This is a genomic window from Roseateles sp. P5_E1, assembly GCF_054049335.1.
This window is the reverse complement of the sequence record NZ_JBFUMN010000030.1, coordinates 13,863-36,332: the sequence shown is the minus strand read 5'-3', so window position 1 is coordinate 36,332 and position 22,470 is coordinate 13,863. Positions and strand designations below refer to the sequence as shown.

Sequence of the window (22,470 nt, the reverse complement as noted above, 5' to 3'; positions counted from 1 at the left end):
GGTGCACATCACGCCTTCGGTGCGTGATACCCATCGGGAAGCACCAGCACATCGCCCACTTCGATGTAGTTGGGGTTCTGGCCGCCGCGCGCGTTGATGGGGCGCTTGTCGCTTTCCATGCGGTCGTTGAGCCATAGGTTGTGGCCATAGATCCACTCCACGACCTTGGGATCATTGCCGGCGATGCTCCAGACGCTCTCGTCCGCCTTCACGGTGTAGGTGTTGCCGCGTGCGGTCTTCGACGTGTCCACCGGCGCGGGCGGCGTGTCGTCGGGCTTGGGCAGGGGCGGCGGCGCCATGCCATGCGCCTGCAGCCAGTTCTTCAAGCCCTCACCCCCACGGGCAGACAGCCGGATGTTGACGTCGGCCATGCAATGGATCTCGCGCGACTTCGGGTTGTAGTCGATGAAGTAGTGCGCCTTGCTGGGGTCGTTGACCTTGGCGGCGCCGGGTGCGGCCGCGATGTCCTTGTCGTAGACCCAGCTGCCACCGCGGTAGTAGGTCTGCGTCATCGGGTCCTCGAAGCGCTTCTTGCTGCCGTTGTAGGCCACGCTCGAATAGGACAGGTCCACCTTGGTCGGGTCCTCGGGCAGGGCCAGGAAGGCCTCGTAGTGCTCCGGCGCCTGCTTGTCGGTGTCGTATTCGGACGCCTGGCGTACCTGCTCCAGCCGACCCGTGCGCTGCAGCTCGTTGACCCAGTCCACGAACTTGTCGGGGTCGCCCTTGGCATCGCTGTAGGCATCCAGCAGCCCCTCGGCCAGCGACTCGCCGCTGAGCCAACGGTTGAAGTTGGCCTTCAGCAGGTCGCGGTCGGCGAGATTGTCCGCAGCGCCCGGCGACATGCCGGCGGCGGAGAGGAAGTCTCGATCCACCGATTCCAGCTGCTTGTGGATCTTCTGCTCATTGCCATACCAGTTGACCAGGTCGGTCGCCGTCCAGGCCATGGTGGCCAGCCAGCCGGCAGGGCCGGCCTCCATGAAGGGGAGCTTCTTGGCCATGAACTTGCCGACGGCCTCGTAGATATTCGCCGGCGTCATCACCGCCTTCAAGCCGAAGCGGCCGAGCGCGTACTTGTCGACGGCGCCCTCGATGGCCAGCTGCGCCGCCTTGATCGGTCCATCGCGCGTCACAGCCGCGCCACCTCGTGCGGCGATCCGCTTGGCCTCCTCGGTGGTGACCAGCGGATCCTTCAGCAGGTTCCAGGCCCCCTTGAACTCGAGCGTCGAGATCGCGACGTCGTTGGACAGGTTGACGGTGGCGGTCCAGAAGTTGCGCTGGTCCACCGGTTTTCCGTCGATGAAGTTGTTGACTTCACCCTTCGCGCGGCTCAAGTCCCACACCGCGGCATCGGCATGCAGCAGGCCGAAGAAGCCGATGGACTTCCATTCGGCGGTGCGGGTGAACTCGCTGCCGCGCTCGATCGTGCTGAGGCTCGGCAGGCCCCTGGTGTCGTTGAGAACCCTCTGCATGCTCGGCGGCAGTGCCTGCGCGCCCTTGTGCGCCAGCGCGGCGCCGGCTTCGAGCACCTTGATGCCCGCGAAGCCCCCCACCAGCCCCAGCAGCACCGGCTTGCGCCAGGACTCGCTCGAGTCGAACTTGAGGTTGTGATAGAGGTAGTCCGTGAACCACAGCTGCGTGACGCCCACTGCGCCCCAGCTCGCCGCCGCCGCCGGGCCATGGTTGCCCAGCCGCCCATAGCCAGCACCGTAGACCCCCTTGAGCTTGTTGTTCTCGATGGCGTTCTCGGCGAAGTCGCCGGTCCACTGCAGGTACAGGTTCACCGGCACCACCCCTGCAGCCGCAGGCGGTGTGATGCCGGCGTCGCGCATCCAGTTCAGCGACGAATGCACCGCCTGCTCCTTGATGCGGGTCGAGGCGGCATCGCTGCCCATCAGCATGGTCTTGGTGTAGTCGTCGTCCAGCAACGCCGTGCGCTTGTCGTCCACCTGGCTGTAGCCGTCCTGCTTGCCCAGCCTGTCGTCCTGGCCATAGAAGGTGACCATCTCGGTGTCGCGCAGCAGCTGGTAGCCGCGCGCGTCCAGGGTGCGCTTGCCGTCCTCGAAGGCCTTGGCGAAGTCGGGATGCTGCTTGATCACGGCCTGCAGCGCTTTCTGCTGCTGCTCCTCGGTCATCAGTTTGCCGAAGCGCAGCTGCGGCACTTCAAGCGCGGCCATGTCCTTGTGCTTGTCTTCGAACAGCTGGCGCGAGTTTTTCTTCAGGTCGTCCAAGCCCTTGGCGGTGCTTTGCAGGGTTTCCTTTGCGAGGTCGACCTCATGCCCGCCGGCCGGGCCCCAATCCATCTTGAACTGGAAGTCCTTTTCCTGCCTGGCCGTCTCCAGAGCCAGCGTCGCCCCTGAACCGTTGGCGATGGCGCGCTGGAAGCCGCCATTGAGACGCCCCTGCTGCGGCCCCCAGTTCTCGACGATGTTCATCGTGAAGGACTGCCCGGCAGACTCGACAGCCTTCTGCACTTCGTCGGATTCCCAGGCCATCACCGGCTTGCCGTCCGCGCTGTTGCCAGTCGGATGCGAGCCGGCCGCGGCGCGGTCGATGACCGTGCTGACGCCGCCGATGATCTCGTCGAAATCCTTCAATCCGTAGCCCATCAGCATGTCGTTGTCCATGCCGCGGAAGGACTTGAAATCCTCAGGCGTGCCGTCGATCGTCATCAGCTCCGCGGAGTGGTCGCCATGCAGCGAGACGTCGTCGATCACCTTGTCCAGGGTGCCGTTGCCGTCCGGACCGAACAGCTTGTTGACGATGCGCGCCGTGATCTCGGGCGTGAGTTCGGGATGCTGGGCCGGGTCGGTCAGCTCCATCAACTTGCGCGTGGCCGCCGTGGCGGGTGCCGCATAGTTCTTGTCCCGTCGGTAGGTGTCCCCGTACTCGTCCTTGTAGTCCTTGACGCCCTTGTCGTAGGCGTCGGTGACGGCCTGGGCCGATTCGTTCACATAGCTGTCGACAAGCTTCTTCACGCCCGGGTCCGACATCACCAGCTCGCGGATCTGCAGGCTGGTGTCGGCCGGCATCGCCTTGCCGAGGGCGAGCATCTGGTTGGTCGTGCCGCTGTCGCTCTCGGTGTGGCTGATGATGCGCGCCGCTGCGGCCATGCGGGTCAAGTCTTCGTCACCCAGGTAGCGGTCGACCAGGCCCATCGCGGCATCGTCGATCGCCTTGTCGCGCGCGGCGCCGTCCGGCTGCCCGGCGGCGGCCAACGAGATCTCGTGCCCCAGGGTCTCCATCACGGCATTGCGCTTGGTCTCGTAGTCAGCCAGGGCCGTCTTGTAGACGCCCTCATCCGTGTGGCCGGTCGCGTTGAGCTGCGCCTGCAGCGTCGTGACCTGGTCGGTCGCGCGGTGGAACTCGTAGAGCTTGTTGCCGGTGTCGCGCTGCTGGGCGTTCTCGGTCTTGACCGTCTTCAATGCGGCGTCGACCACCATCTGCGCCTCGGGGTCGTCGCGGAAGCGCTTGGCGATCTCGTGCGCCGCATCCTCGGTGGCCACCGCGTTCTTCGCGTCGGCCTTGTAGGTCTGGCGCAGCTCCGCCGCGATGGCCTGCTCGCTCTTGGCGCGTTCCCGGATCGTCAGGTTGGCGGCGCTGCGGTAGGCCTGGGCCGCCTTCTCGTAGTCCTCGCTGCCGGGCTTGTACTTGGCGAGCTCCGCTTCCTTCTTGCGCGCGTCCAGCAGCAGCTCGTGGGACAGGTCGATCTCGTCGTCCGTGTAGGTCTTCATCGCCGCCAGGTCGGTGGGCGACGCACCTGCCACGCCCGCCGGCTCCGGCACGCCAGCGATCAGCCGCACCGTGGACGCGAGCGTGTCGGGCGATGCCGCCAGCACCGAGCCCGCTGGCGCGTTCTGCGGCGATTGCAAGGCAAACAGCACCGCGTCGTGCAGCGCTCCCTTGCCGACGTTGTGCGCGCGCAGCGCATCGCCGAACAGGTCGAGCCCGTCGGCGCCACCGCCTGGCTTGGCTGGCGCGGCGAGGTGATCCAGCAACGTGCGCGCGAGTTGCCGCGCCTGCGCCGGGTCGCCAGCGGCATCGGCCGCCGTGGCCAGGTCGTCGACCAATGCGTGGTACTCCGCCTTGTCGTCGATGCCCGTGGTCTTGCCGGCCTGGCCGTCGGCCGGCAGGTCGGTGTGGCGCGCCTCCTGGCCCGCCGTCTCGGCAAGCTTGCTGACCACCGGCTGGGCCTTGGCCATCAGCTGCTTGCGCTGCTCGGGGCTCAGGCTCGTGTCTCCCATCGCCTGCGCGAGCTGTTGGGCAGCGGTGGCGGCGCCCGACTGGGCGTAGACGTCCTGGATCTGCTGGGCATAGCCGTCGACGTCATGCTTGGCGACCGGCACGCCCTGCATGGGCCGCAGGAACGGTGGCGGATTGCCGCCCAGGGTTGGCTTTGACTGCAAGGGCCCCAGCCCGGGCGACAGCGGGTTGTTGCCGCCGAGCGGAGGCGTGGCGCGCAGTGGCCCCAGGTCGTTGATGAAGGGCGAACCGCTGTTGAAGAGGGGCGCGGCTGCCAATGGATCGTAGAAGGCGTAGGTCGCCCGCGCCTTGTCGACCTGCTTCTGCGCTTCCTGGGTGGCGGCCGACGGCGCGGCCGGCGCGCGGTTGTCCTGCGCGTCCTTCAGCCTGGCCTTGGCGAGGCCGTGCTCCTTCTCCTTGAACACGGCCTGGGCTTCGGCCTTGAGCGCATCGGCTTGCTTGGCCTTGAGGTCGGCCTTGGCCTCGGCGGCCTTGTCCTTGTCCTGCTGGGCCTGGGTCTGCTGCGCCTTGGCCTCGGCTTCCTCCGCGGCCTTGCGCGCGGCTTCGGCCTGGCGCTTGGCTTCTTCGGCGCGGCGACGGGCTTCCTCGGCGCGCCGACGCGCTTCCTCGGCGGCGCGGCGTGCGGCCTCCTCGGCACGGCGACGCGCTTCTTCGGCCTGTGCGGCGTCGTCCCGGCCGACGAAAGAACTGGAACCTACGGCGTCAAGCATTCACTCTCTCCTTGTCTATGGCGGATGGGCCTGATGTGCATTCCTGCCCGGCGATCAACAGTAGTTGCAGGGGTGTCGCCCTCGCAACTACGAGTCCACGTAGCGCGGGCCTGTTAACGCCATGGCAATGGGCCGCGAAGGCCCGCCACACGTTCACGCTATGGCAATGGGTCGCGTTGTCGCCAAAAAGGCCGCGTGCGGCGTTGCCAATGCTCGCCGGGTGCCCAACCCGGCTCCGCTTTGCGCCTTGCTCGCGGCCTTTTTGGCGACAACGCGACCCATTGCCATAGCGTGAACGGGCCCTAGTTATCCCCCTGGGCCCACTGCAGCAGCCGGGCCACCGGCGCATACAGCGAGCGCGGAATCGGCTGGTCCTGCGGCACCTCGTCGTACAGCAGCTCGGCGAGCGATGGGTCGAAAGCCATCGGTATCAGCGCCTCGCCCGCCACGCGGCGGATCTGTGCGGCCAGCTCGGCCTCACCGTGCACCAGCACGCGCGGCAGGTCGTGCTCGCCGAGGTACTGCAGGGCCACCGCCACGCGCTGCGAATGGATGACGGCCGAGGCCATGCGCACGCGGTCCGCCAGACTCGCGTACACGGCCTCGAAGTGGGCGCTGCGGCGGCGCGAGCGGTTCAGCGGATCGCCCTCGGCATCCTTGTGCTCGCGCCTCACCTCGTCGATGGACATGCGCAGGCCCTTGATGAACTCGTAGCGTGTGTGCGCATAGTCCACGCCCGCCATCAGCGCGTAAATGAGCCCCGCCCAGGCGAAGCTCTGCAGCACGAGGCTGGCGCCGACGCTCATCGCGGCCGACGGCGTCGCATAGCCGAGCTTCAGCGCGGTATCGAGGCAACCGCGGATCACCAGCCACATCACCGATGCGAGCAGCGCCGTCTTGACCATCATCTTCAGCAGGTTGATGAGGTTGCGCGTCGAGAAGATCTTCTGGAAACCCTGCGCCGGGTTGAGCCGGTTCACGTCGGGCTTGATGCGCTCCCAGGCCAGCAGCCCGCCCACCTGCGCGAACGAACCGACGAAGCCGCCCGCCGCCGCCATCGCGCCCAGGCCCAGCATCGTGGCAACCAACACTCGCCCGGCGTGCAGCAGCAATGCCGGCACGCCGTCGTCCGGCGCGATGAACAGGCGCTCGCTGGTGGCATGCAGCCACAGCTCGCGCCACAGGCCGAAGATCGTGGCGCCGGCCAGCCACAAGGCCAGCACGGCGAACAGGAAGACGGCGCTGGACGCCACGTCGTGGCTGAACACCACCTCGCCCCGCTTGCGTGCGTCGCGCAGCTTCTTGGACGTCGGAGCCTGATCCTTCTCAGCCACCGCGGGGCCTCATGGAAGCGCGCAGGAACTCGAGCACGCCGTTGTCGGGCCGCAGGAACTGCTGCAGGGAATCCCACAGCACATACATGAACAGCATCATCATCAGCGCGGCCAGCAGGCCCTTGAGCGACTGCGTGCTCTGGAACACGTTGAGCTGCGGTGCCACGCGCTGCAGCAGGCCGGCGCCCAGCTCCACCAGCATCAGCACCAGGATGACCGGCGCGGCCAGCTTGACGATCCAGGTGAACAGGGTGTCGCCCTGGCGGATGGCGAAGGCCTCGATGACGTGGCTCAGGTCCGGAAAGAAGTCGGCCACCGGCCACAGCCGGTAGGAGTCCACCACCGCACCCACCAGCGCCAGCATGCCGCCCGCCGACACGAAGAGGTTGATGACGACCCAGCCGAGGAACTCGCCGGTGGGGCCGTTGTCATGCCCTGCCACGGGGTCGAAGAAGGCGGCGTTGCTGGTGCCGGTCTGGAAGTCGATCAGGTCGCCCACGCTCTGGATGGCCCAGAAGAAGATGCCGAAGCCCAGGCCCAGCAACACGCCGATCAGCGCCTCCTTGGCGGCGATGGCCACCCACATCGTCACCGACAGCGCCGGCATGTCGCCCGCCAGCGGCGACATGAACAGTGCCAGCATCAGCATCAGCGAATTGCGCGACATGCCGGTGATGACGTTGGGCGACAGGAAAGGCGTCACGGCGAACACGGCGAACAGCCGCGGCATGGTCAGCGCGATGGAAGCGAGCAGTTGCTCGGGATGGAGGAAGGCGGACTCGTCCATCAGGCCCGCCGCGCCGCCGACCACATCTGCACCGAGGCTTCCTCGGTCGCTTCGTCCTGCCGGCGCTCCTGCTGCGCACGTTGCTCTGCCAAGGCGCGCTGCTGCATCTGCCTGGCCTTCTCCAGCTCCGCGCTGGCGCGGCGCAGCTGCGCGCGGCTCGCGTCGAGCAGCCCTGCAGCCTGCGCCACCACGACCTGAGCCTGCACGGCGGCCGCACCGGCCGTCACGATGCGCCCGTCGAGCGCGCGGCTCCAGGCTCCCGCCTGGCGCATCTGCGCCACGCTGCAGCCGCCCTCGCCCACGGCCGCCACAGTGGACTGCCAGTGCTGCGCCTTGGCCTGGTGCTGCTGCAGCCATTGCTGCTCGGCCTCTTGCGCCCTCGCCTCGCAGGCCTGCAGCGCCCGCTGGTCACGCCCGACGGCCTGCAGCGCGCTGCGCTGATGGCGCTCGCGCACGTCGGCCAGCAGCTTCCAGGCGATGGCCATGTCACACGCCCTCGGCGAGCCGCCGCAGCGCCGCCAGTGTCTGCTCGAAAGCTTGGCGGTCGCCGGGCTTCTGCGCGAGGAACTGCTGCGTCGCAGCCCGGCGTTGCACCGCCAGGTCGGCCAACGCTTCGGCGCCCTGGCGGTACTCGCCGATCTGGATCAGCAGTTCCAGCTCCTGGTACTTGGCCATCAGGGAGCGCAGGCGCCCGGCCGCCTGCGCATGCTCGGGCGACGCCACGGCCGACATCACGCGGCTCACGCTGGCCAGCACATCGATGGCGGGGTAGTGGTTGGCCGCGGCGAGCTTGCGCGACAGCACGATGTGGCCGTCCAGGATGGAGCGAACCTCCTCGGCGATGGGGTCGCTGTCGTCCTCGCCCTCGGTCAGTACCGAATACACGGCGGTGATGGAGCCGCGCTCGCCCTGCCCCGCGCGCTCCAGCAGTTGCGGCAGCATCGAGAAGATCGACGGCGGGTAGCTGCGCCGCGTGGGCGGCTCGCCGCTGGCCAGGCCGATCTCGCGCTGGGCGCGCGCAAAGCGCGTCAGCGAGTCCACCAGCAGCAGCACTTTCTGCCCCTGGTCGCGGAAATGCTCGGCGATGGTGGTGGCCACATAGGCCGACTTGATGCGCTCCATCGGGGGCCGGTCGGAGGTGGACACCACCATCACCGTGCGAGCCATGCCATCGGTGCCAAGGCTGCGCTCGATGAACTCCTTCACCTCGCGGCCACGCTCGCCGATCAGCGCCACCACGTTGACGTCGGCCGTGGAGCCCCGCGCCAGCATGCCCAGCAGCGTGCTCTTGCCCACGCCGGGCGGCGAGAACACACCCACGCGCTGGCCCTCGCCCAGCGTCAGCAGGCCGTCGATGGCGCGGATGCCGGTGGCCAGCGGCTCGGCCACCATGCGTCGCGCCAGCGGGTTCACCGGCTGACGCTGGACCGGCATGCGCGCCATTGCCTTCAGCGGGCCCTTGCCGTCCATGGGCTCACCCATGGCGTCGAGCACCCGCCCGAGCAGCCCGGGCCCGACGGGGCAGACATGGCCGCGGCCCGAGGGCACCACCTCGGTCAGCGCGGAGATGCCGGTGGTCGGCCCCAGCGGCGTCAGGATGGCCACCTGCTTCTGGAAGCCCACCACCTCCGCCAGCAGCGGTGGCTCGCCCGGCGTGCGCAGCTCGCAGAGTTCGCCCACATGGGCCTGGATGCCGGTCGCGTCGATCAGCATGCCCACTGCCTTGCTGACGCGGCCGCGCACGCCCACGGTGGGCAGGTGGCCGAAGGCGCGCGACAGGTCGTCGACGATGCTTTGCGTGGCCAGCTCGTTCATCAGCCCTGCTCCGTGGGCTGCAGCAACCCGCTGCGCTCCACTGCGGCGCGAAAGGCTTCGAGCTGCGCGTCGACGCCGATCTGCAGCGTGCCCGAGGGCGTCTGCAGCACGCAGGCCTGGGCCGGCAGGGCCGGGTCGGCCACCACGGCCAGCGCCTGGGCCCAGGGCAGCTCGCCACCGAGCTGCCGCAGCGCCGTGCGCACGTGCTCTTCCTGCGCGGGCGCCACGCGCAGCATGACGAAGGGCTCGTGGCGTACCAGGGTGTCGACGCGGCGCAGCGCGGTCTCCAGCAGCGCCGCCGGATCGGCCTCGCCCAGGAACTGCCGCACGGCCTGGGCGACGATCTGCGCCATCGCCGCGCGCAGTGCCTGCAGCTGACGCTGTGCGGCCAGGGCCTCGCCCACCAGCTGCTGGGCGTACTCGGCGCGCGCCGCCTCCAGCCCCTGCTCGTGACCCTGGCGGCGGCTGTCCTCGGCCTGCTGCCGGGCCTGCTGCTCGATGCGGCGCGCCTCCTGCCGCGCGGCCTCCACGACGGCCGAGGCGTCCAGCAGGGCGGCGTACTCGGCCTCCTTCAGCACCTTGCGCTCGCTGAGCAGTTGCAGGTTGTCGGTCGTGATCAGAAAAGCCAGTCCCATTGCGGCAGTCTTTCCGGGACGATGCACAGCAGCATCAGCTCCCTGAGTTGTTCGAGCTGGCGCGGCTGCAGCGGCGGCACGCGCAAGCGGCTCACGCGCTGCGGCAACTTGAGCCGGATGCGCTGCAGCACCGCAGCCCCCTCGGGCAGCAGCGCGCCCGTCAGCAGCCGGTAGCCGCGCTGCACCATCACATGGCCGGCCGCATGCGAGTGCTCTTGCAGCCGCTGCATGTCGACGCGGATGTGGGTGAGCTGGGGCACGCGGTCGAGCACGAAGTCGACCGCGTCATCGGCCACGCGCAGCGCCTGGCGCCGTACCTGGCTCCCCAGGCCACCCCGCAGGCCGAACAGCGGCTTGTGCGCCGCGAAGCCACAGTAGATGGCCAGCAGCCGCAGCGAGGCGGCGTCCATCAGGTCCACGCGCTTGAGCTGGGAATCGAACTGCAGGTCCAGGGCCTCATCGGCCAGGCCGCGGGCGCGCAGCAGTTGGCCCAGCACCGCGCGACCCGCGGGCCCGAGGTGTGCAGTCCTGCGGTGGCGCACTGGCCAGTCCGGTGGCAGCCAGCTGGGGTGCAAGCCGTCCTCAGGGTGCAGACCCTGGCGCAACGCCATGCGCAGCATGTCCAACGGGCCATGCTCGGATGCCGGCGGTGCCGCTTCGACGGGGGGCTGTACGGTTCGCATCAGCGCTTCAACAGTTGGCGCCGCGCCCAGGTGCGCCAATCGAGGCCCTGGCGGCGCAGCAGGCCAGGCAGCGCGATCAGGCAGGCCACTGCGGCCAGCAGCAGCACAGCGARCGTGATCATGGTGCGGTCAAACGACAGGCCGGCCACCTCATAGCGCGGTGGCGTGTCGACGGCGGCCAGCGCCGCACCGCCGGGCCGCTTGGCCTCCACCAGCGACAGCGAGACCTGGTCATGCGACAGCCCCTCGATGCTGTGCGCCACCATGTCCTTGACGGTGGGCGCCAGCAGCCGCAGGTCCACGTCGGGGCGGTATTTGATGAAGACCGCTGCCGACGAGGGCTTGAGCTTGTCGCTCAGCGGGTCGTTGGCCGGGATCACCACATGCACCCGGGCAGCCACCACGCCGTCGATGGTGCGCAGCGTCTGCGACAGCTCCTGCGACACCGCATAGATGTAGCGCATGCGTTCTTCCGACGGCGTGGACACCAGGCCCTGCTTCTGGAAGACGTCGCCCATGCTGGCGTAGCGGTCGTGCGGCAGCCCCTGCGAGCGCAGCACGTCCAGCGCCGCCGGCAGGCGGCTTTCCTCGACCTTGAGCTGCCAGAGACCGCCCTCGGCAACCTCCTTCTCGGCGGGGATGCTCTCCGAGGTCAGCGCGGCCAGCATCTCGTTGGCCTCACGCTCGTTGAGGTTGGAATAGAGGTCGACCTTGCAGGCGGCAAGGGCGAGGCACACGACCAGGGCCGCGGCGGTGCAAAGCTGCCTAGCCATTGTTCTTCAGCAACGAGTTGAACTGGTTGCTGCAGGCGCTGGCCAGCGCCGTGCACATATGCATCTTGCTGAAGTAGGTCATGGAGTCGTTGCTGAACCTGACGATCTCCATCTGCGCGCGACCGAATTCGACGGCAGCGGTCTGCGGGTCGCCCAGGTCCGCAGCCGGCACCATGCGGTGGGCCATCAGCTCGCTGGCCCCGGGGCGTTGGCCGAAGAACTGGTCGGCGGCGCTGGACAGCGATTGCAGTGAGCCGGTGCCGCCGGCCTGGGGGCGGACCATGTAGCCGGCGAAATGCTGGGCTTCGGCCGGATCGATCGCGGCCGGCGCCGTGGCGCTGGACTGGACCGCAACGGCCATGGCATCAACGGGTTGGACCATGATGACCTCGCTGGGGTGAAAGGGATGAAGAAGAAGTGCCGCCCCGGCGCCGGGGCACAGATGAAATGCCGCCCCGGCGCCGGGGCGGCGACAAGCGGAAGGTCAGACCTTCTGCGACTGCTGGCGAACGTCGCTGGCCGCCTGCAGGACCGTGTTGGTCTGCTGGGCGTTGGCCGACGTGATGGCCGCGGTGCGCTGGGCGCTCTGCGACGTCACGGTGCTGAAGATGGTCAGCTGCTTGTTCTGTTCCAGGATTGCCTTGCTGTCCAGTCCGGACTCGGGTGCGGCTACGGCCATGGTTTGACTCCTAACGTCAAAGGTTGATGACATGACAAAAATCGCCCCCGCCCTCATGGACGGAGGCATTCCGCACGAAGGCCAGGCCTCCGGTGCGAAATCCTGTGGTGCTCATCGCGCGCCCTCCCTGCCTGGTGACACCACCAGGCCATCGGCCTCGATGCGCTTGAGTTCGGCGCCCGACTTGAGCACCGCCCCCTCGTAGTAGCGGTTGCCATTGGCGAGCTGGATGTAGCTCATGCCACTGGCGTCCTGCGTGATGCTGACCATGCGCGACGGCAGCACGCTCTGCCACGCGTCCCACTGCGCGCGCTGCTGCTCACCCGCGTGGTCGACCTGGGGCCGCGGCCRCAGCTTCACCTGGTCGGACACCAGCACCGCCGGGTGCAGGTCGTCGGCCAGGCGACGGATCTTCTGGCGCACCGATTCGTCCTCGGTCGCGCCGGCCACCACCAGCCGGCCCTGGCCCGCGTAGCTCATCGAGATGCCGGGGTCGCTCACGTAGCGGCGCGCCTGCTCGACGATGTCCTCGGCCGCGTGCACGCTGGTGCTGACCTGCCGGCCAAAAGGCGCCATGGTCTCGGCCAGCGCCTGCTTGCGCTGGCGCGACTCGACATAGCCGCGCACGTTGAAACGGCCGCCGGCGACCGCGACCACTTCGACCTCGGGGAAGGGCTTCAGCGCCTTCTCCACCTCGGCCAGGTCGACCGTGGCGGCTCGGGTCGAACTGCCCGCACTGCCGGCCCAGGCCAGCACGCCGGCCGCCCCGCCGACCGCCAGCACCACCACCGCCACGCTCAGCCAGGGCGAGCCCCGGCGCGCAGGCGCCTGCAGCAGGGCGGCGGGCGGCGCGTCGCCGGGCATGATGCTTTCAGCCCACTTGGACGCCGGGTCGTCGTGCTCGGGCGCGGGATAGCTGCGGTCGACCTGGAAGTCGATGCTGCCGACCGACACCACGTCGCCTGCCACCACGCCCTTGCGCTGGGCCTGCACATCCTGGCCGTTGAGCCTCACGGCGGCCGCGCCGACCTTCTGCAGCGACATCGCCAGTTCGCCCACCGTGAACACCAGGTGGCGCGGCAGCACGTCGCTGCCGGGCAGCATGACCTCGCACTCACCCGAAGCGCCCAGCGTGTTGACGCCCTGCTTGAGCGCGATGGTGCGGCCCTTGACCGCGCCACTGAGGAAGCGCAGGCACCAGCCCGGCACGGCGGCCGTGGTGGTGGTGTGGGCCCGCGCGTTCATTGCGTGGGCTCCTGCTGGACCGGCAGYGGCGGCTTGCTGCCGGGTGTGACGAGGCGCGGCGTCAGCAGGTAGAAGCGCTCCATGTTGTTCTGCTTCTTCTCGCTGTACTGGAACAGCTTGCCCAGCACCGGGATGCTGGACAGCAGCGGCACGCCCGAGGTCGCGTTGGCCTTCTCCTCCGAGGTGTAGCCGGCGATCAGCAGGCTGGTGCCTTCGTCCACCAGTGCCTGGGTGTTGACGGTGCGCCGCCGCACGACGGGGATGCGGTCGACGGTGCTGCTGCTGACGTCGCCGTCCTCGATGTCGATGGACATCAGCACGCCGCGGCCCTCCTTGTCGTCGATGATCAAGGGCGTCACGCGCACCGCGGTGCCGGCCGTGACGCTGTACAGGCTCGAATCCTGAAAGCCGTCGACCCGCACATAGAACTCGCTGAGGTTCTCCAGCACCGCCTCGTTGTTGTCCAGCGTCAGCACCTTGGGCCGCGCGATGAAGTTGGCATTGCCCTTCTGGGCCAGCGCGCTGACGCGGGTCAGCAGGTAGTTGCGCAGGTCGTTGCCGATGGAGGCGGTGAACAGCGCGCCCAGCGGCGTGCTGGGGTTGCCCTGCGGGTTGACGGTGACGACCTGACCGGCCTCGGAGTTGGCGTTGCCGAAGGTCAGCGGCGGCAGGTTGCCGCGGCCGATCTGCAGGTCGCCGTGGCGGGCGTGCAGCCGCCAGTCCACGCCCAGGCTGTYCAGCKTGTYGSYGCTGATGTCCATGATCGTGACCTCGATCTCGATCAGGCGCGGCCGCACGTCCATGGTCTGGATCAGCTTCTCGTAGCGCGCCATGCGCTCGGGCGTGTCGCGCACCAGCACCGCATTGAGCCGCGTGTCGGGCTGGAACTGCGGCAGTTCGCCGCTGGAGAACTCGGGGCCACCGCCGTCGCCCTCGTCCTCGGTCGCGCTGCTGCCCTCGCTGGACAGCTTGGCCACGCCGGCGTCGGCGCTGACGCCGAGCTTGGTGCGCCGCACCGGCCCGGTCACGGCCGAGGGTGCCGCTCCGCGCGCCGCCCCGGTGCGGCCATACAGATTGCGCAGCACGGTCGCCACGCCAGGAATGGACACCTGCTTGCCGGCGCGATTCATCTTGAAGTCGGCGGCCCAGGCATAGCGCAGCGGGAACACCTGTACCTCGGCACGGTCGTCGCGTGCCGCGCGCTGGTCGATCAGCCGCACCGTCTGGCGCACCAGTTCCACATAGCGCTTGGGACCCGAGACGTAGACGTTGCCATCCGCCTCGCTGATCTGCAGCGGATAGCGGGCGTCGGCAATCTTGAGCCGGGCCAGCGTGTCGGCGATGCGCTGCGCGTTCTTGCCGGCGATGGTGAACACCTCGCTGCGCGTGTCGGTGGCGGGGTCGACAAACAGAAAGGCACCGTCGTAATACCAGGTCAACCCGTTGGCCGCGCAGATATTGCTCAGCACCATCTGCACCGCACCGGGCTGGCTGCCGGTGATGGCGAAGCGGCCGCTGATGGTGCCGCCGACCTTGCCGTCGATGACCGCCGTGACGCCCTGCGACGCCGCCAGCTCGCGCAGGAAGTCGCCTACCGGCTTCTCGTTGGCTTCCATGCGGAAGGGCCGGCCGTTGCGCGGCAGGTCGGCCGCCCTGGCGGGGCTGGCCAGCAATGCCGCGACCAGGCCGGCGCAAAACAGGAGGTAGACGAAGCGCAGCATCAGCTCAGCGAAGTCAGGGTTTGGAAAGCGCGCTCGGCGAAGCGCAGCACATCGCGGCCGAGCCAGCCGGCCGTCACCACGAGGGCGATCAGCACTGCAATCAGGCGCACCGACTGGCCGATGCTCTGGTCCTGGATCTGCGTGACCGCCTGCAGCACGGCCACGACCAGCGAGGTCAGCGTGGACACCAGCACCATGGGCAGCGAGACCATCAGCACGATCAGCAGTCCTTCGCGCGTGATGTCGAGGATGCTCTGAGGGGTCATTGATGCACCCTTCGGCCTGCGGCCTTGCCTGGCCGCTGCATCGGCCAGGCGTTCGCCAGGCTTGGAATGCCCATCGGGCATCCCAAGTCCGGGCTCACTCCCGCCGAGCGGGAGCGAACTTGCTTGGGGCGGCCCAGCGCGGCGTTCATGCCGCCTCCGCGATCGGGGTGAGGGCCTGCGGCTGCGGGTTGCTGACCCAGCCCACCGGCTGCAATGCGACGTCCTCGTCGACCTCCTGGTAGGACAGCACCGCCAGCTGGGGCGCCACCGGCTCGATCAGCGTCTTGATGTAGCGCCGCGTGTCGGACGACACGATGGCCACCACGCGCTGCTGGGCGCCACCGAGGATGCGGCGCACCTGTTCGCGCACGTCCTGCGCCACCGCGGGATCGAGCAGCAGCAGGTTGCCGCGCGGCGAGCGCTCGATGGCGGCCTGCACGCGGTCGATCAGGCTGGACTCGAACAGGATGGCGTGCAACTCGCGCCGCGCGCCGACGTGGCGGCTGGTGATGAAGCGGCCGAGATCGATGCGCACCAGCTCCGTCAGCGCGACGACGTCGGGCTCGGTCGGCGCCCAGATCGCCAGGCTCTCGAAGATGGCATGCAGGTTGCGGATGGGCACGTTCTCCTGCAGCAGCCGGCGCAGCACCTCGGCCAGGCGCTGCAGCGGGACGGCGCGCGCCACTTCCGCCGCCAGCTCGGGCACCTCGCGCTGTGCCGCGTGCAGCAGACGCTGCACCTCCTGCAGGCCGATCAGCTGGGCGATGTGGCGGCGCACCGCATGGTCCACATGCAGGCCCAGCACGTCTTCGCAAGTCCAGCTGCGGATCGCCGCCGGGGCGGTATCGACCCATACGACGCGGGGAAACGGCCCAAAGGGCTCCGCCACCTCGGCGCCCGCCGGCGGCGTGACGGCTTCGGCCGCGTCGAGCAGCCAGTGTCCCGGCCGCAGCGCTCCCTGGGAGACCACGACGTCCTGCACCAGCACCTGGTACTGGTTCTCGCCCAGGCCGCTGCCCCAGCCGACCTGCACGCGCGGGAACACCGGCCCCAGGTCGCTCTCGACGCGGGCCTTGGCCGCAGCCATGCGCTGGTCCAGCGCGGGGCGGTCCAGGCGCCCACGCAGGCCGGTGGACAGGCGCAGCTCCAGCGGTGCGGCGATGGCGCCCTGCACCACTTCGCCACCGTCGTCGTCCGCGTCGCTATAGGACATCCAGGCCGGCGTGCGGCGGCTGTCGAGCAGCCGGCGCGTCATCAGGCCGGCCCCCAGCACCACCAACGCCAGCGTGCCGAAGACCCACTTGGGAAAACCGGGCACCAGCAGGAAGCTGGCGGTGGCCAGGCCCGCGATCACCAGCGCGCGGGGATGGGCCATCAACTGGCGAGTGATCTGGTTGGCCAACTGGCCCCCGTGCGGCTCGCCGTCGGCCGACACGCGGGTGATGACCACGCCTGAGGCGATGGACACCAGCAGCGACGGGATCTGCGACACCATGCCGTCGCCCACCGTGAGGATGGCGTAGCGCTGCAGCGCGCCGCCGATGCTCATGTCGTGCATCAGCGTGCCGATGGCCAGGCCGGCGAGGATGTTGACCAGCGCGATGACGATGCCGGCGATGGCGTCGCCCTTGACGAACTTCATCGCGCCGTCCATTGCGCCGTGCAACGAGCATTCCTGCTCCAGTTGCTGGCGGCGCTTTTGCGCCTGCACCGACGACAGCACGCCGGCGCGCACGTCGGCGTCGATGCTCATCTGCTTGCCGGGCATGGCGTCCAGTGCGAAGCGTGCCGCCACCTCGGCCACCCGCTCCGAGCCCTTGGCGACGACGATGAACTGCACGATGGCGATGATCAGGAACACCACGCCGCCGACCACGACGTTGTTGCCGACGATCAGCTTGCCGAAGGTGTCGATGATGTGACCCGCATTGGCGTGCAGCAGGATGAGCTTGGTCGATGCGATGTTCAGCGCCAGCCGGAACAGCGTCGTGAACAGCAGCAGCGACGGGAAGGTGGACAGCGACAGCGCCGACGGCACATACATCGCCACGATGAGCAGAGTCAGGCTCATCGACAGGTTGGCGGCGATCAGGAAGTCCAGCAACGGCGTGGGCAGCGGCAGCACGAACAGCGCGACGATGGCCACCAGCATGCCGGCCAGCAGCAGGTCGTTGTGGCGGCCCGCGCTGGCGATCAGGTCCTTCATGCCGCCGCGTCGCGGCAGGTGTCTTTGCAGTGCGTTCGATGCGGGGTCGGCCATGCGAAGCACTCTATGGCGTGACTTTTTTACGCACCACTACGAGTCCCCGTAGCGCCCCGCCGTTATGCGCGGTGCTACGAATTCACGTAGTTCCTCCCAGCTCCGCGGATGGCTACGCTCGCCGCGTGCTGATGCCTACCGCCGTGATCGATCTGAGCGAGGTGAGCGCGTTGACGCGCTTGCCGGCGCCCGCCTGCCTGGCTCTCAATCGTCTCTACGACCGCCGCGCGCCGCCCATCGAGCTGACGCTACGGGACGCGAGGCATCGCCTGCAGTGGCATTTCGGCAGCATCCAGGATTTCACTGGATTTGGCCGTTATCGATTCCGCCTCGGCCCTCACACGGGCTGGCTGATGCTGGATTCCCCCGCGCAGGCCGCACTGCTGCAGGAGCGCAGCCATGCCCTGCTGCCAGCCGAGTTGCGCTACGTGCTGCTGGCCGATGCACTGCAGTCGGTGGCCACCGCACTGGAGGCCACGCTGCGCCTGCATTTCGAATGGTCGCCCGGCGAGCCCGATGAGGACGCCGAGTCACTGTTGCCGCCGGAGTCCGCCGTCTGCTTCACGGTAGCCGCCGACGACCAGCCCTGGCCCTGGCAGGGCCTGCTGCTGTTCCAGGACCCATCGGCACTCGACAAGCTGGTGCCGCCTTTGCCGGCTGCCTCGGCCGGCCCTTTGGGCAGCGGCTTCGACGGCCTGCGCGTGCCGCTGGCATTCCGCATCGGCGCCAGCGTGCTGAGCCTGGCCGAAGTGCGCGGCATCCGGCCGGGCGACATCGTCAGCGTCGAACACTGGACCGCCGCCGGCGCGGGCCTGGTCGTGCAGGCCGAACTGGGTGGTCCTGCAGGCCGGCAACTCATCGCGCGGGCCGAGGGCTCGCGCATCACCGTCACGCAATGGAGAGACCTTTCGATGAAACGAGATGAGCTTGCCCCCGGCACTGAGGGCGACGACGCGACGGGCCTGCCGCTGGACCGACTCGATGCGCTGGAAGTGGCGCTGCGCTTCGAGGTGGGTCATCTGAGCCTGTCGCTCGGCGAGCTGAGGAATATCGGCTCCGGCCATGTGTTCGATCTGACGCAGCCGCTGAACCGCAGCCCGGTGCGCATCCTGGCTCATGGCAACGTGCTGGGCAAAGGCTTCCTGGTGGCGGTGGGCGAGCGCCTGGGCGTGCGAGTCTCGGAGTTCGCGCCGACCGAGCTGAAGACCTGACGATGAACACCACCGGCATGCCCGAGCCCATGACGCTCGTGGCGCTGATCCTCGCCTTCGGGGTGGCGCCCTTCGTCGCGATGATGGTGACCAGCTATACCAAGCTGGTCATCGTCTTTGGCCTGCTGCGCACCGCGCTCGGCCTGCAGCAGACGCCGCCGAACATGGTGCTCAACGGCATCGCCATCATCCTGTCGGTCTACATCATGGCGCCGGTGGGCATGGAGGTGGCCGACGCGCTGCGTCACCGCCAGGCCGGTGCCAGGAGCGAGGGCTGGACTGACGTCGTGATGGTGCTGGACGCCGGCAAGGCGCCGCTCAAGGCCTTCCTGCAAAAGCACACGCATGAGCGTGAGCGCCAGTTTTTCCTGAAGTCGGCCGCCGCCATCTGGCCCAAGGAACAGGCCGACAGGCTGCAGGCCGACGACTTTCTGGTGATGGTTCCCAGCTTCACGCTCAGCGAGCTGACCCGGGCCTTCCAGATCGGCTTTGTGCTCTACCTGGTGTTCGTCGTGGTCGATCTGATCGTGGCGACGGTGCTGCTGGCGCTGGGCATGTCAATGATCTCGCCGACCACCATTTCGCTGCCGTTCAAATTGCTGTTGTTCGTCATGCTCGACGGGTGGGCCCGCTTGATTCACGGGCTGGTGCTTTCGTATCGATAGCCGTGCGGTAGCACCATGACGCAGATGAGCAATCCGCCAACGACGGTCGTCATCACCATCCCGGAGACGTTCAGCATGCCGAGTGCGAAGGTGAAGCCGCCCAGCAGCACTGTCGCGAGCAGCACGCCGACGATGCCGCCGCGGCCACCTTGGATCGCCACGCCGCCAAGGATGACGATGGTGATGGCGTCCAGCTCCCAACCCAGCGCGAGGTTGGGCCGCGTGCTGCCAATGCGGCCGGTCAGCTGCACGGCCGCCAACGCCGCCATCAGGCCGGCAAGCGTGAAGAGCAACAGCCGGTAGCGCTGCACCGCGATGCCCGAGAAGCGCGCGGCCACGGGGTTGGCGCCAATGGCGTAGATGCGCCGGCCATGGACCGTGCGGTGTTGCAGCAGCATGAACACCACCGCCACGGCCAGCATGACGCCGAACTCGATCGGCACGATCAGCCACGGCCAACCCGCCAGATCCCCCAGCGTACCGTTGCCCCACTGACTCAACCATTCCGGGTAGCCCGTGATGGCCTGGTCGCCCAGCAGCACCAGGGCCAGGCCGCGGTAGAGCGACAGCGTGCCGATGGTGACGACGATGGAGGGCAGCTGCCAGCGCGTGACCAGCCAGCCGTTGAATGCGCCGCACGCGATGCCGCAACCCAGAGCGGCGGCGATCATGCCGGCTGGGCCTGCGCCGGCCTGCATCGCATAGCCCATGGCCAGGGAGCACAGCGCCATCGTCGCGGCGATGGAGAGATCGATCTCGCCCGCGATGATCAGCAGCGCCATGGCCATCGCGATCAAGGCCTTTTCCGACATATTGGTCGTGCTGTCGGCGATGGCGTACGGTGAGGCAAAGCCGTCGATGCCGAGCCCGAAGCCGACGTAGACGGCCACGATCAGTGCCGCCAGCACCCACTCCCAGGAACCCCAGGCTTTCATGCGGCTGGCCTTTCCAGGATCTGCTGCCCCGACCGGCGCTGCGCTCGCGAGTTCAGCATCACCGAAACCAGGATGACGGCGCCGGCAATCGCCTGCTGCCAGAACGGCGAGACGTGGATCACGGGCAGGGCCGCATTGATGACGCCGATGAACAGCACGCCCAGCAGCGCGCCGCCGACCGTGCCGACGCCACCTGCGATGCTGACACCGCCGATGACGCAGGCCGCGATCACCGTGAGCTCGAAACCAGCGGCGAGTTCGGTGAAAGCAATGGCATAGCGGCCGACCCAGAGCAAGCCGGCGAGCCCGGCCAGCGCGCCAGACAGCGTGTAGGCCATGCGGAYGCGCTGCGGCACCGGGATGCCCACGACCCGCGCAGCAGCCGGGTTGCCGCCGCAGGCGTAGAGGTCACGCCCTTCCCGGCGCCAGCGCAGCAGCCACCACCCCAATACAGCGACGGCGGCGGCGATCCACACCAGCAGCGGCAAGCCCAGCAGCTCCGCGCGAGGCAGGGCCTTGATGGACGCATGGATGTCCTGGTCGTTGACCCAGGCGCCGCCGCTGACCAGGAAGATGGCGCCGCGATAGACCGACATGGTGCCCAAGGTGACGACGATGGGCGGCAGGTCGAAGCGCGTGATCAGCCAGCCATTGAGGGCGCCCTGCGCCGCGCCCAGCGCCAGCGCAAGCAGGATCAACACCGGCGCGCCGGCACCCGGAAAGAGCTTGCCGAACAGCGCCACCAGCATGCCCGTCAAGGCCAGGTTGGACGCCACGGACAAGTCGATGCCGCGCGTGAGCAGAACCGGCATTTGGCCGATGACGAGGATGGCCAGCAGGGCCGAATCGTTGGCGATATCCAGTGCATTGCGCGGCGTGAGGAAGACGGGCGACCGCAAGCCCACCGCCAACGTGATGGCCACGATGACGGCGGCCAGCGCCAAATCGCGCCAATTCATGCGACGCGTCATGCGGCGTTCCTGCTCAGGCCCGAAGCCGCAGCCACGACAGTTTCTGCATCCACCTCGCCACGCCGGAACTCGGCGACTTGCCGGCCACGCTTCATGACGACCACGCGGTGGGCCAGGTGCATCACCTCGGGCAGTTCGGACGACACCAGGATGACCGCCAGCCCCTGCGCCACCATCTCCGCGACCAGTTGATAAACCGCCTGCTTGGCGCCGACGTCGATGCCCTTGGTGGGTTCGTCCAGGATGACGATGCGCGGGGCCAGCCCCAACCACTTGCCGATGACGACCTTCTGCTGGTTGCCACCGGAGAGGCCGGACAGCGGCGTGTCCTGGCTGGCGGTCTTGATGTTCAGTCGTTCGATCAGCCGCTGCGCCCAGGCGCTTTCGCGCACGGCGGACAGCCAGGGCCCGCGCGAGACCTGGCCCTTCACGGCATGGCTGGACCCCGCCAGCGCGGCCAGGCTGAGGTTGTGCCGCACCGAGAAATCGAGAATGCCGCCCTGGCGCTGACGCTCCTCGGGCACATAGGCCAACCCCAGTGCGATGGCATCGGCCGGATCACGGATGAGCCGCTCCTGCCCGTCAATGGCGATGCGGCCGCGAGCCAGCGGCTTCAGGCCCATCAAGGCCATCATGACTTCGCTGCGGCCCGCGCCGACCAGGCCGTAGAAGCCCAGGATCTCGCCACGCCGCAGCGCAAAGCTGATTCCGTCGAACTCGGTCGGGTGACTGAGGTCGCGCGCCTCCAGCACGATCGCGCCGGGTTGCGTGTCCACGCGCGGGTACACCTGCTCGATGCTGCGGCCGGCCATCAGGCGCAGCAGCTCGGGCTCGCTGGCCTCTTTCATGCGGCCACTGCCGACCGAGGCGCCATCCCGCAGCACCACGTAGTTGTCGCAGACCGCGAACAGCTCATCGAACTTGTGCGAGATGAACAGCACCGCCACGCCGCGAGCCAGCAGCCCGCGCACGAGGCCGTAGAAATCGCGAATCTCGGCCTGCGACAGCGCGGCGGTGGGTTCGTCCAGGATGACGACGCGGGCTCGGTGCGACAGCGCCCGCGCGATCTCGATCAAGTGCCTTTGCGCCAGGCTGAGCTGGCTGACCGGCACCGTGGCGTCAAAGCCCGCGCCCACCTCGTCAAGCACCTCCTGCGCCAGCCGATTCATCGTCGCCCAGTCCACGACATGCAGCCCCCTCGGGCCCCGCATGGGCTGGCGGCCGATGAAGATGTTCTCGGCCGCCGTCAGCTCCTCGAACATCACCGTTTCCTGGTGCACGGCGACGATGCCGACGGCCTGGGCGGCGTGCGTGTCGTGCAGGCACAGCGGCTGACCGTCCAGCCACAGTTCGCCTTCGTCGGGCTGATGAACGCCGGTGAGGATCTTGACCAGCGTCGACTTGCCCGCGCCGTTCTCACCAATCACGGCAAGCGCCTGGCCCGGCCTCAGGTCAAGATCCACCCCGCGCAGCGCATGCGTCGGCCCGAAACGTTTGTGGATGCCCCGCAGGCGGAGCAC

The 22,470-nt window shown here is 68.5% G+C and carries 19 protein-coding genes; 2 read left to right on the top strand and 17 right to left on the bottom strand.

Features of this window, described 5'->3' with window-relative positions; genetic code table 11:
* Nucleotides 1-8: 8 nt before the first annotated feature.
* The 14 genes from ACXJKJ_RS19970 to sctV form a co-directional block, all read right to left on the bottom strand.
* Entirely contained in the window at nt 9-4,970 is a 4,962-nt protein-coding gene (locus tag ACXJKJ_RS19970; RefSeq protein WP_457391817.1) for a hypothetical protein, read from the bottom strand.
* A gap of 302 nt (nt 4,971-5,272) precedes the next feature.
* Entirely contained in the window at nt 5,273-6,304 is a 1,032-nt protein-coding gene (locus ACXJKJ_RS19965) for an EscU/YscU/HrcU family type III secretion system export apparatus switch protein (RefSeq protein ID WP_457391815.1), read from the bottom strand.
* A complete protein-coding gene (gene sctT, locus ACXJKJ_RS19960) occupies nt 6,297-7,091 on the bottom strand; it encodes a type III secretion system export apparatus subunit SctT (protein ID WP_457391813.1) in 795 nt (264 codons plus the stop codon). The genes ACXJKJ_RS19965 and sctT overlap by 8 nt, the downstream gene beginning before the upstream one ends.
* Nucleotides 7,091-7,576, bottom strand: coding sequence for a serine kinase (locus ACXJKJ_RS19955; protein ID WP_457325793.1), 486 nt, complete (start codon nt 7,574-7,576; stop codon nt 7,091-7,093). The genes sctT and ACXJKJ_RS19955 overlap by 1 nt, the downstream gene beginning before the upstream one ends.
* A gap of 1 nt (nt 7,577) precedes the next feature.
* A complete protein-coding gene (gene sctN, locus ACXJKJ_RS19950; RefSeq protein WP_457391811.1) occupies nt 7,578-8,906 on the bottom strand; it encodes a type III secretion system ATPase SctN in 1,329 nt (442 codons plus the stop codon).
* Complete coding sequence (gene sctL, locus ACXJKJ_RS19945; protein ID WP_457391809.1) at nt 8,906-9,541, bottom strand: type III secretion system stator protein SctL; 636 nt, start codon at nt 9,539-9,541, stop codon at nt 8,906-8,908. The genes sctN and sctL overlap by 1 nt, the downstream gene beginning before the upstream one ends.
* Nucleotides 9,523-10,224 (bottom strand): SctK family type III secretion system sorting platform protein, encoded by a 702-nt coding sequence (locus ACXJKJ_RS19940; protein ID WP_457391807.1) that lies wholly within the window; start codon nt 10,222-10,224, stop codon nt 9,523-9,525. Before ACXJKJ_RS19940 ends, sctL begins: the two co-directional genes overlap by 19 nt.
* The gene (gene sctJ / locus ACXJKJ_RS19935) at nt 10,224-10,997 is read right to left on the bottom strand and encodes a type III secretion system inner membrane ring lipoprotein SctJ (RefSeq protein WP_457391806.1); all 774 of its coding nucleotides are present in this window, start codon (nt 10,995-10,997) and stop codon (nt 10,224-10,226) included. The genes ACXJKJ_RS19940 and sctJ overlap by 1 nt, the downstream gene beginning before the upstream one ends.
* Nucleotides 10,990-11,379 carry a hypothetical protein gene (locus tag ACXJKJ_RS19930; RefSeq protein ID WP_056193334.1) on the bottom strand — a complete coding sequence of 130 codons (390 nt, stop codon included), beginning with the start codon at nt 11,377-11,379 and terminating at the stop codon, nt 10,990-10,992. The genes sctJ and ACXJKJ_RS19930 overlap by 8 nt, the downstream gene beginning before the upstream one ends.
* Before the next feature lie 102 nt (nt 11,380-11,481).
* Nucleotides 11,482-11,676, bottom strand: a complete 195-nt coding sequence (locus ACXJKJ_RS19925) for a hypothetical protein (protein WP_056193332.1) — start codon at nt 11,674-11,676, stop codon at nt 11,482-11,484.
* 111 nt (nt 11,677-11,787) lie between these two features.
* Nucleotides 11,788-12,921, bottom strand: a complete 1,134-nt coding sequence (locus tag ACXJKJ_RS19920; RefSeq protein WP_457391804.1) for an FHA domain-containing protein — start codon at nt 12,919-12,921, stop codon at nt 11,788-11,790.
* Nucleotides 12,918-14,642: a type III secretion system outer membrane ring subunit SctC gene (gene sctC / locus ACXJKJ_RS19915; protein ID WP_457391803.1), complete on the bottom strand. Its 1,725-nt coding sequence runs from the start codon at nt 14,640-14,642 to the stop codon at nt 12,918-12,920. The genes ACXJKJ_RS19920 and sctC overlap by 4 nt, the downstream gene beginning before the upstream one ends.
* Nucleotides 14,642-14,908 carry a type III secretion system export apparatus subunit SctS gene (gene sctS, locus ACXJKJ_RS19910; RefSeq protein ID WP_457355492.1) on the bottom strand — a complete coding sequence of 89 codons (267 nt, stop codon included), beginning with the start codon at nt 14,906-14,908 and terminating at the stop codon, nt 14,642-14,644. Before sctS ends, sctC begins: the two co-directional genes overlap by 1 nt.
* A gap of 145 nt (nt 14,909-15,053) precedes the next feature.
* On the bottom strand, nt 15,054-17,168 hold the full coding sequence (sctV, locus tag ACXJKJ_RS19905; RefSeq protein WP_457391801.1) for a type III secretion system export apparatus subunit SctV: 2,115 nt from the start codon (nt 17,166-17,168) through the stop codon (nt 15,054-15,056).
* 131 nt (nt 17,169-17,299) lie between these two features.
* Between sctV and sctQ the strand changes: the two genes are divergently transcribed.
* Both sctQ and sctR read left to right on the top strand, forming a co-directional pair.
* The gene (gene sctQ, locus ACXJKJ_RS19900) at nt 17,300-18,379 is read left to right on the top strand and encodes a type III secretion system cytoplasmic ring protein SctQ (protein WP_457391871.1); all 1,080 of its coding nucleotides are present in this window, start codon (nt 17,300-17,302) and stop codon (nt 18,377-18,379) included.
* Between the two features lie 2 nt (nt 18,380-18,381).
* A complete protein-coding gene (gene sctR / locus ACXJKJ_RS19895; RefSeq protein WP_457355496.1) occupies nt 18,382-19,044 on the top strand; it encodes a type III secretion system export apparatus subunit SctR in 663 nt (220 codons plus the stop codon).
* Here the strand turns inward: sctR and ACXJKJ_RS19890 are convergent.
* Genes ACXJKJ_RS19890 through ACXJKJ_RS19880 form a run of 3 tightly spaced genes read right to left on the bottom strand, consistent with a single transcriptional unit; the run spans nt 19,017 to nt 22,470 of the window.
* Nucleotides 19,017-19,979 (bottom strand): ABC transporter permease, encoded by a 963-nt coding sequence (locus ACXJKJ_RS19890; protein WP_457391800.1) that lies wholly within the window; start codon nt 19,977-19,979, stop codon nt 19,017-19,019. The genes sctR and ACXJKJ_RS19890 overlap by 28 nt on opposite strands.
* Nucleotides 19,976-20,950 (bottom strand): ABC transporter permease, encoded by a 975-nt coding sequence (locus ACXJKJ_RS19885; RefSeq protein ID WP_457391799.1) that lies wholly within the window; start codon nt 20,948-20,950, stop codon nt 19,976-19,978. Before ACXJKJ_RS19885 ends, ACXJKJ_RS19890 begins: the two co-directional genes overlap by 4 nt.
* On the bottom strand, nt 20,947-22,470 hold the full coding sequence (locus ACXJKJ_RS19880) for a sugar ABC transporter ATP-binding protein (RefSeq protein WP_457391797.1): 1,524 nt from the start codon (nt 22,468-22,470) through the stop codon (nt 20,947-20,949). Before ACXJKJ_RS19880 ends, ACXJKJ_RS19885 begins: the two co-directional genes overlap by 4 nt.

Bases quoted from the DNA above. Each gene is read 5' to 3' on its own strand.
- sctR (WP_457355496.1), top strand. From the start codon at position 18,382: ATGAACACCACCGGCATGCCCGAGCCCATGACGCTCGTGGCGCTGATC.
- sctL (WP_457391809.1), bottom strand. From the start codon at position 9,541: ATGGGACTGGCTTTTCTGATCACGACCGACAACCTGCAACTGCTCAGC.
- sctV (WP_457391801.1), bottom strand. From the start codon at position 17,168: ATGGCCGACCCCGCATCGAACGCACTGCAAAGACACCTGCCGCGACGC.
- ACXJKJ_RS19955 (WP_457325793.1), bottom strand. From the start codon at position 7,576: ATGGCCATCGCCTGGAAGCTGCTGGCCGACGTGCGCGAGCGCCATCAG.
- ACXJKJ_RS19925 (WP_056193332.1), bottom strand. From the start codon at position 11,676: ATGGCCGTAGCCGCACCCGAGTCCGGACTGGACAGCAAGGCAATCCTG.
- sctQ (WP_457391871.1), top strand. From the start codon at position 17,300: ATGCCTACCGCCGTGATCGATCTGAGCGAGGTGAGCGCGTTGACGCGC.
- ACXJKJ_RS19940 (WP_457391807.1), bottom strand. From the start codon at position 10,224: ATGCGAACCGTACAGCCCCCCGTCGAAGCGGCACCGCCGGCATCCGAG.
- ACXJKJ_RS19930 (WP_056193334.1), bottom strand. From the start codon at position 11,379: ATGGTCCAACCCGTTGATGCCATGGCCGTTGCGGTCCAGTCCAGCGCC.
- ACXJKJ_RS19890 (WP_457391800.1), bottom strand. From the start codon at position 19,979: ATGAAAGCCTGGGGTTCCTGGGAGTGGGTGCTGGCGGCACTGATCGTG.
- sctN (WP_457391811.1), bottom strand. From the start codon at position 8,906: ATGAACGAGCTGGCCACGCAAAGCATCGTCGACGACCTGTCGCGCGCC.
- ACXJKJ_RS19970 (WP_457391817.1), bottom strand. From the start codon at position 4,970: ATGCTTGACGCCGTAGGTTCCAGTTCTTTCGTCGGCCGGGACGACGCC.
- sctT (WP_457391813.1), bottom strand. From the start codon at position 7,091: ATGGACGAGTCCGCCTTCCTCCATCCCGAGCAACTGCTCGCTTCCATC.
- sctS (WP_457355492.1), bottom strand. From the start codon at position 14,908: ATGACCCCTCAGAGCATCCTCGACATCACGCGCGAAGGACTGCTGATC.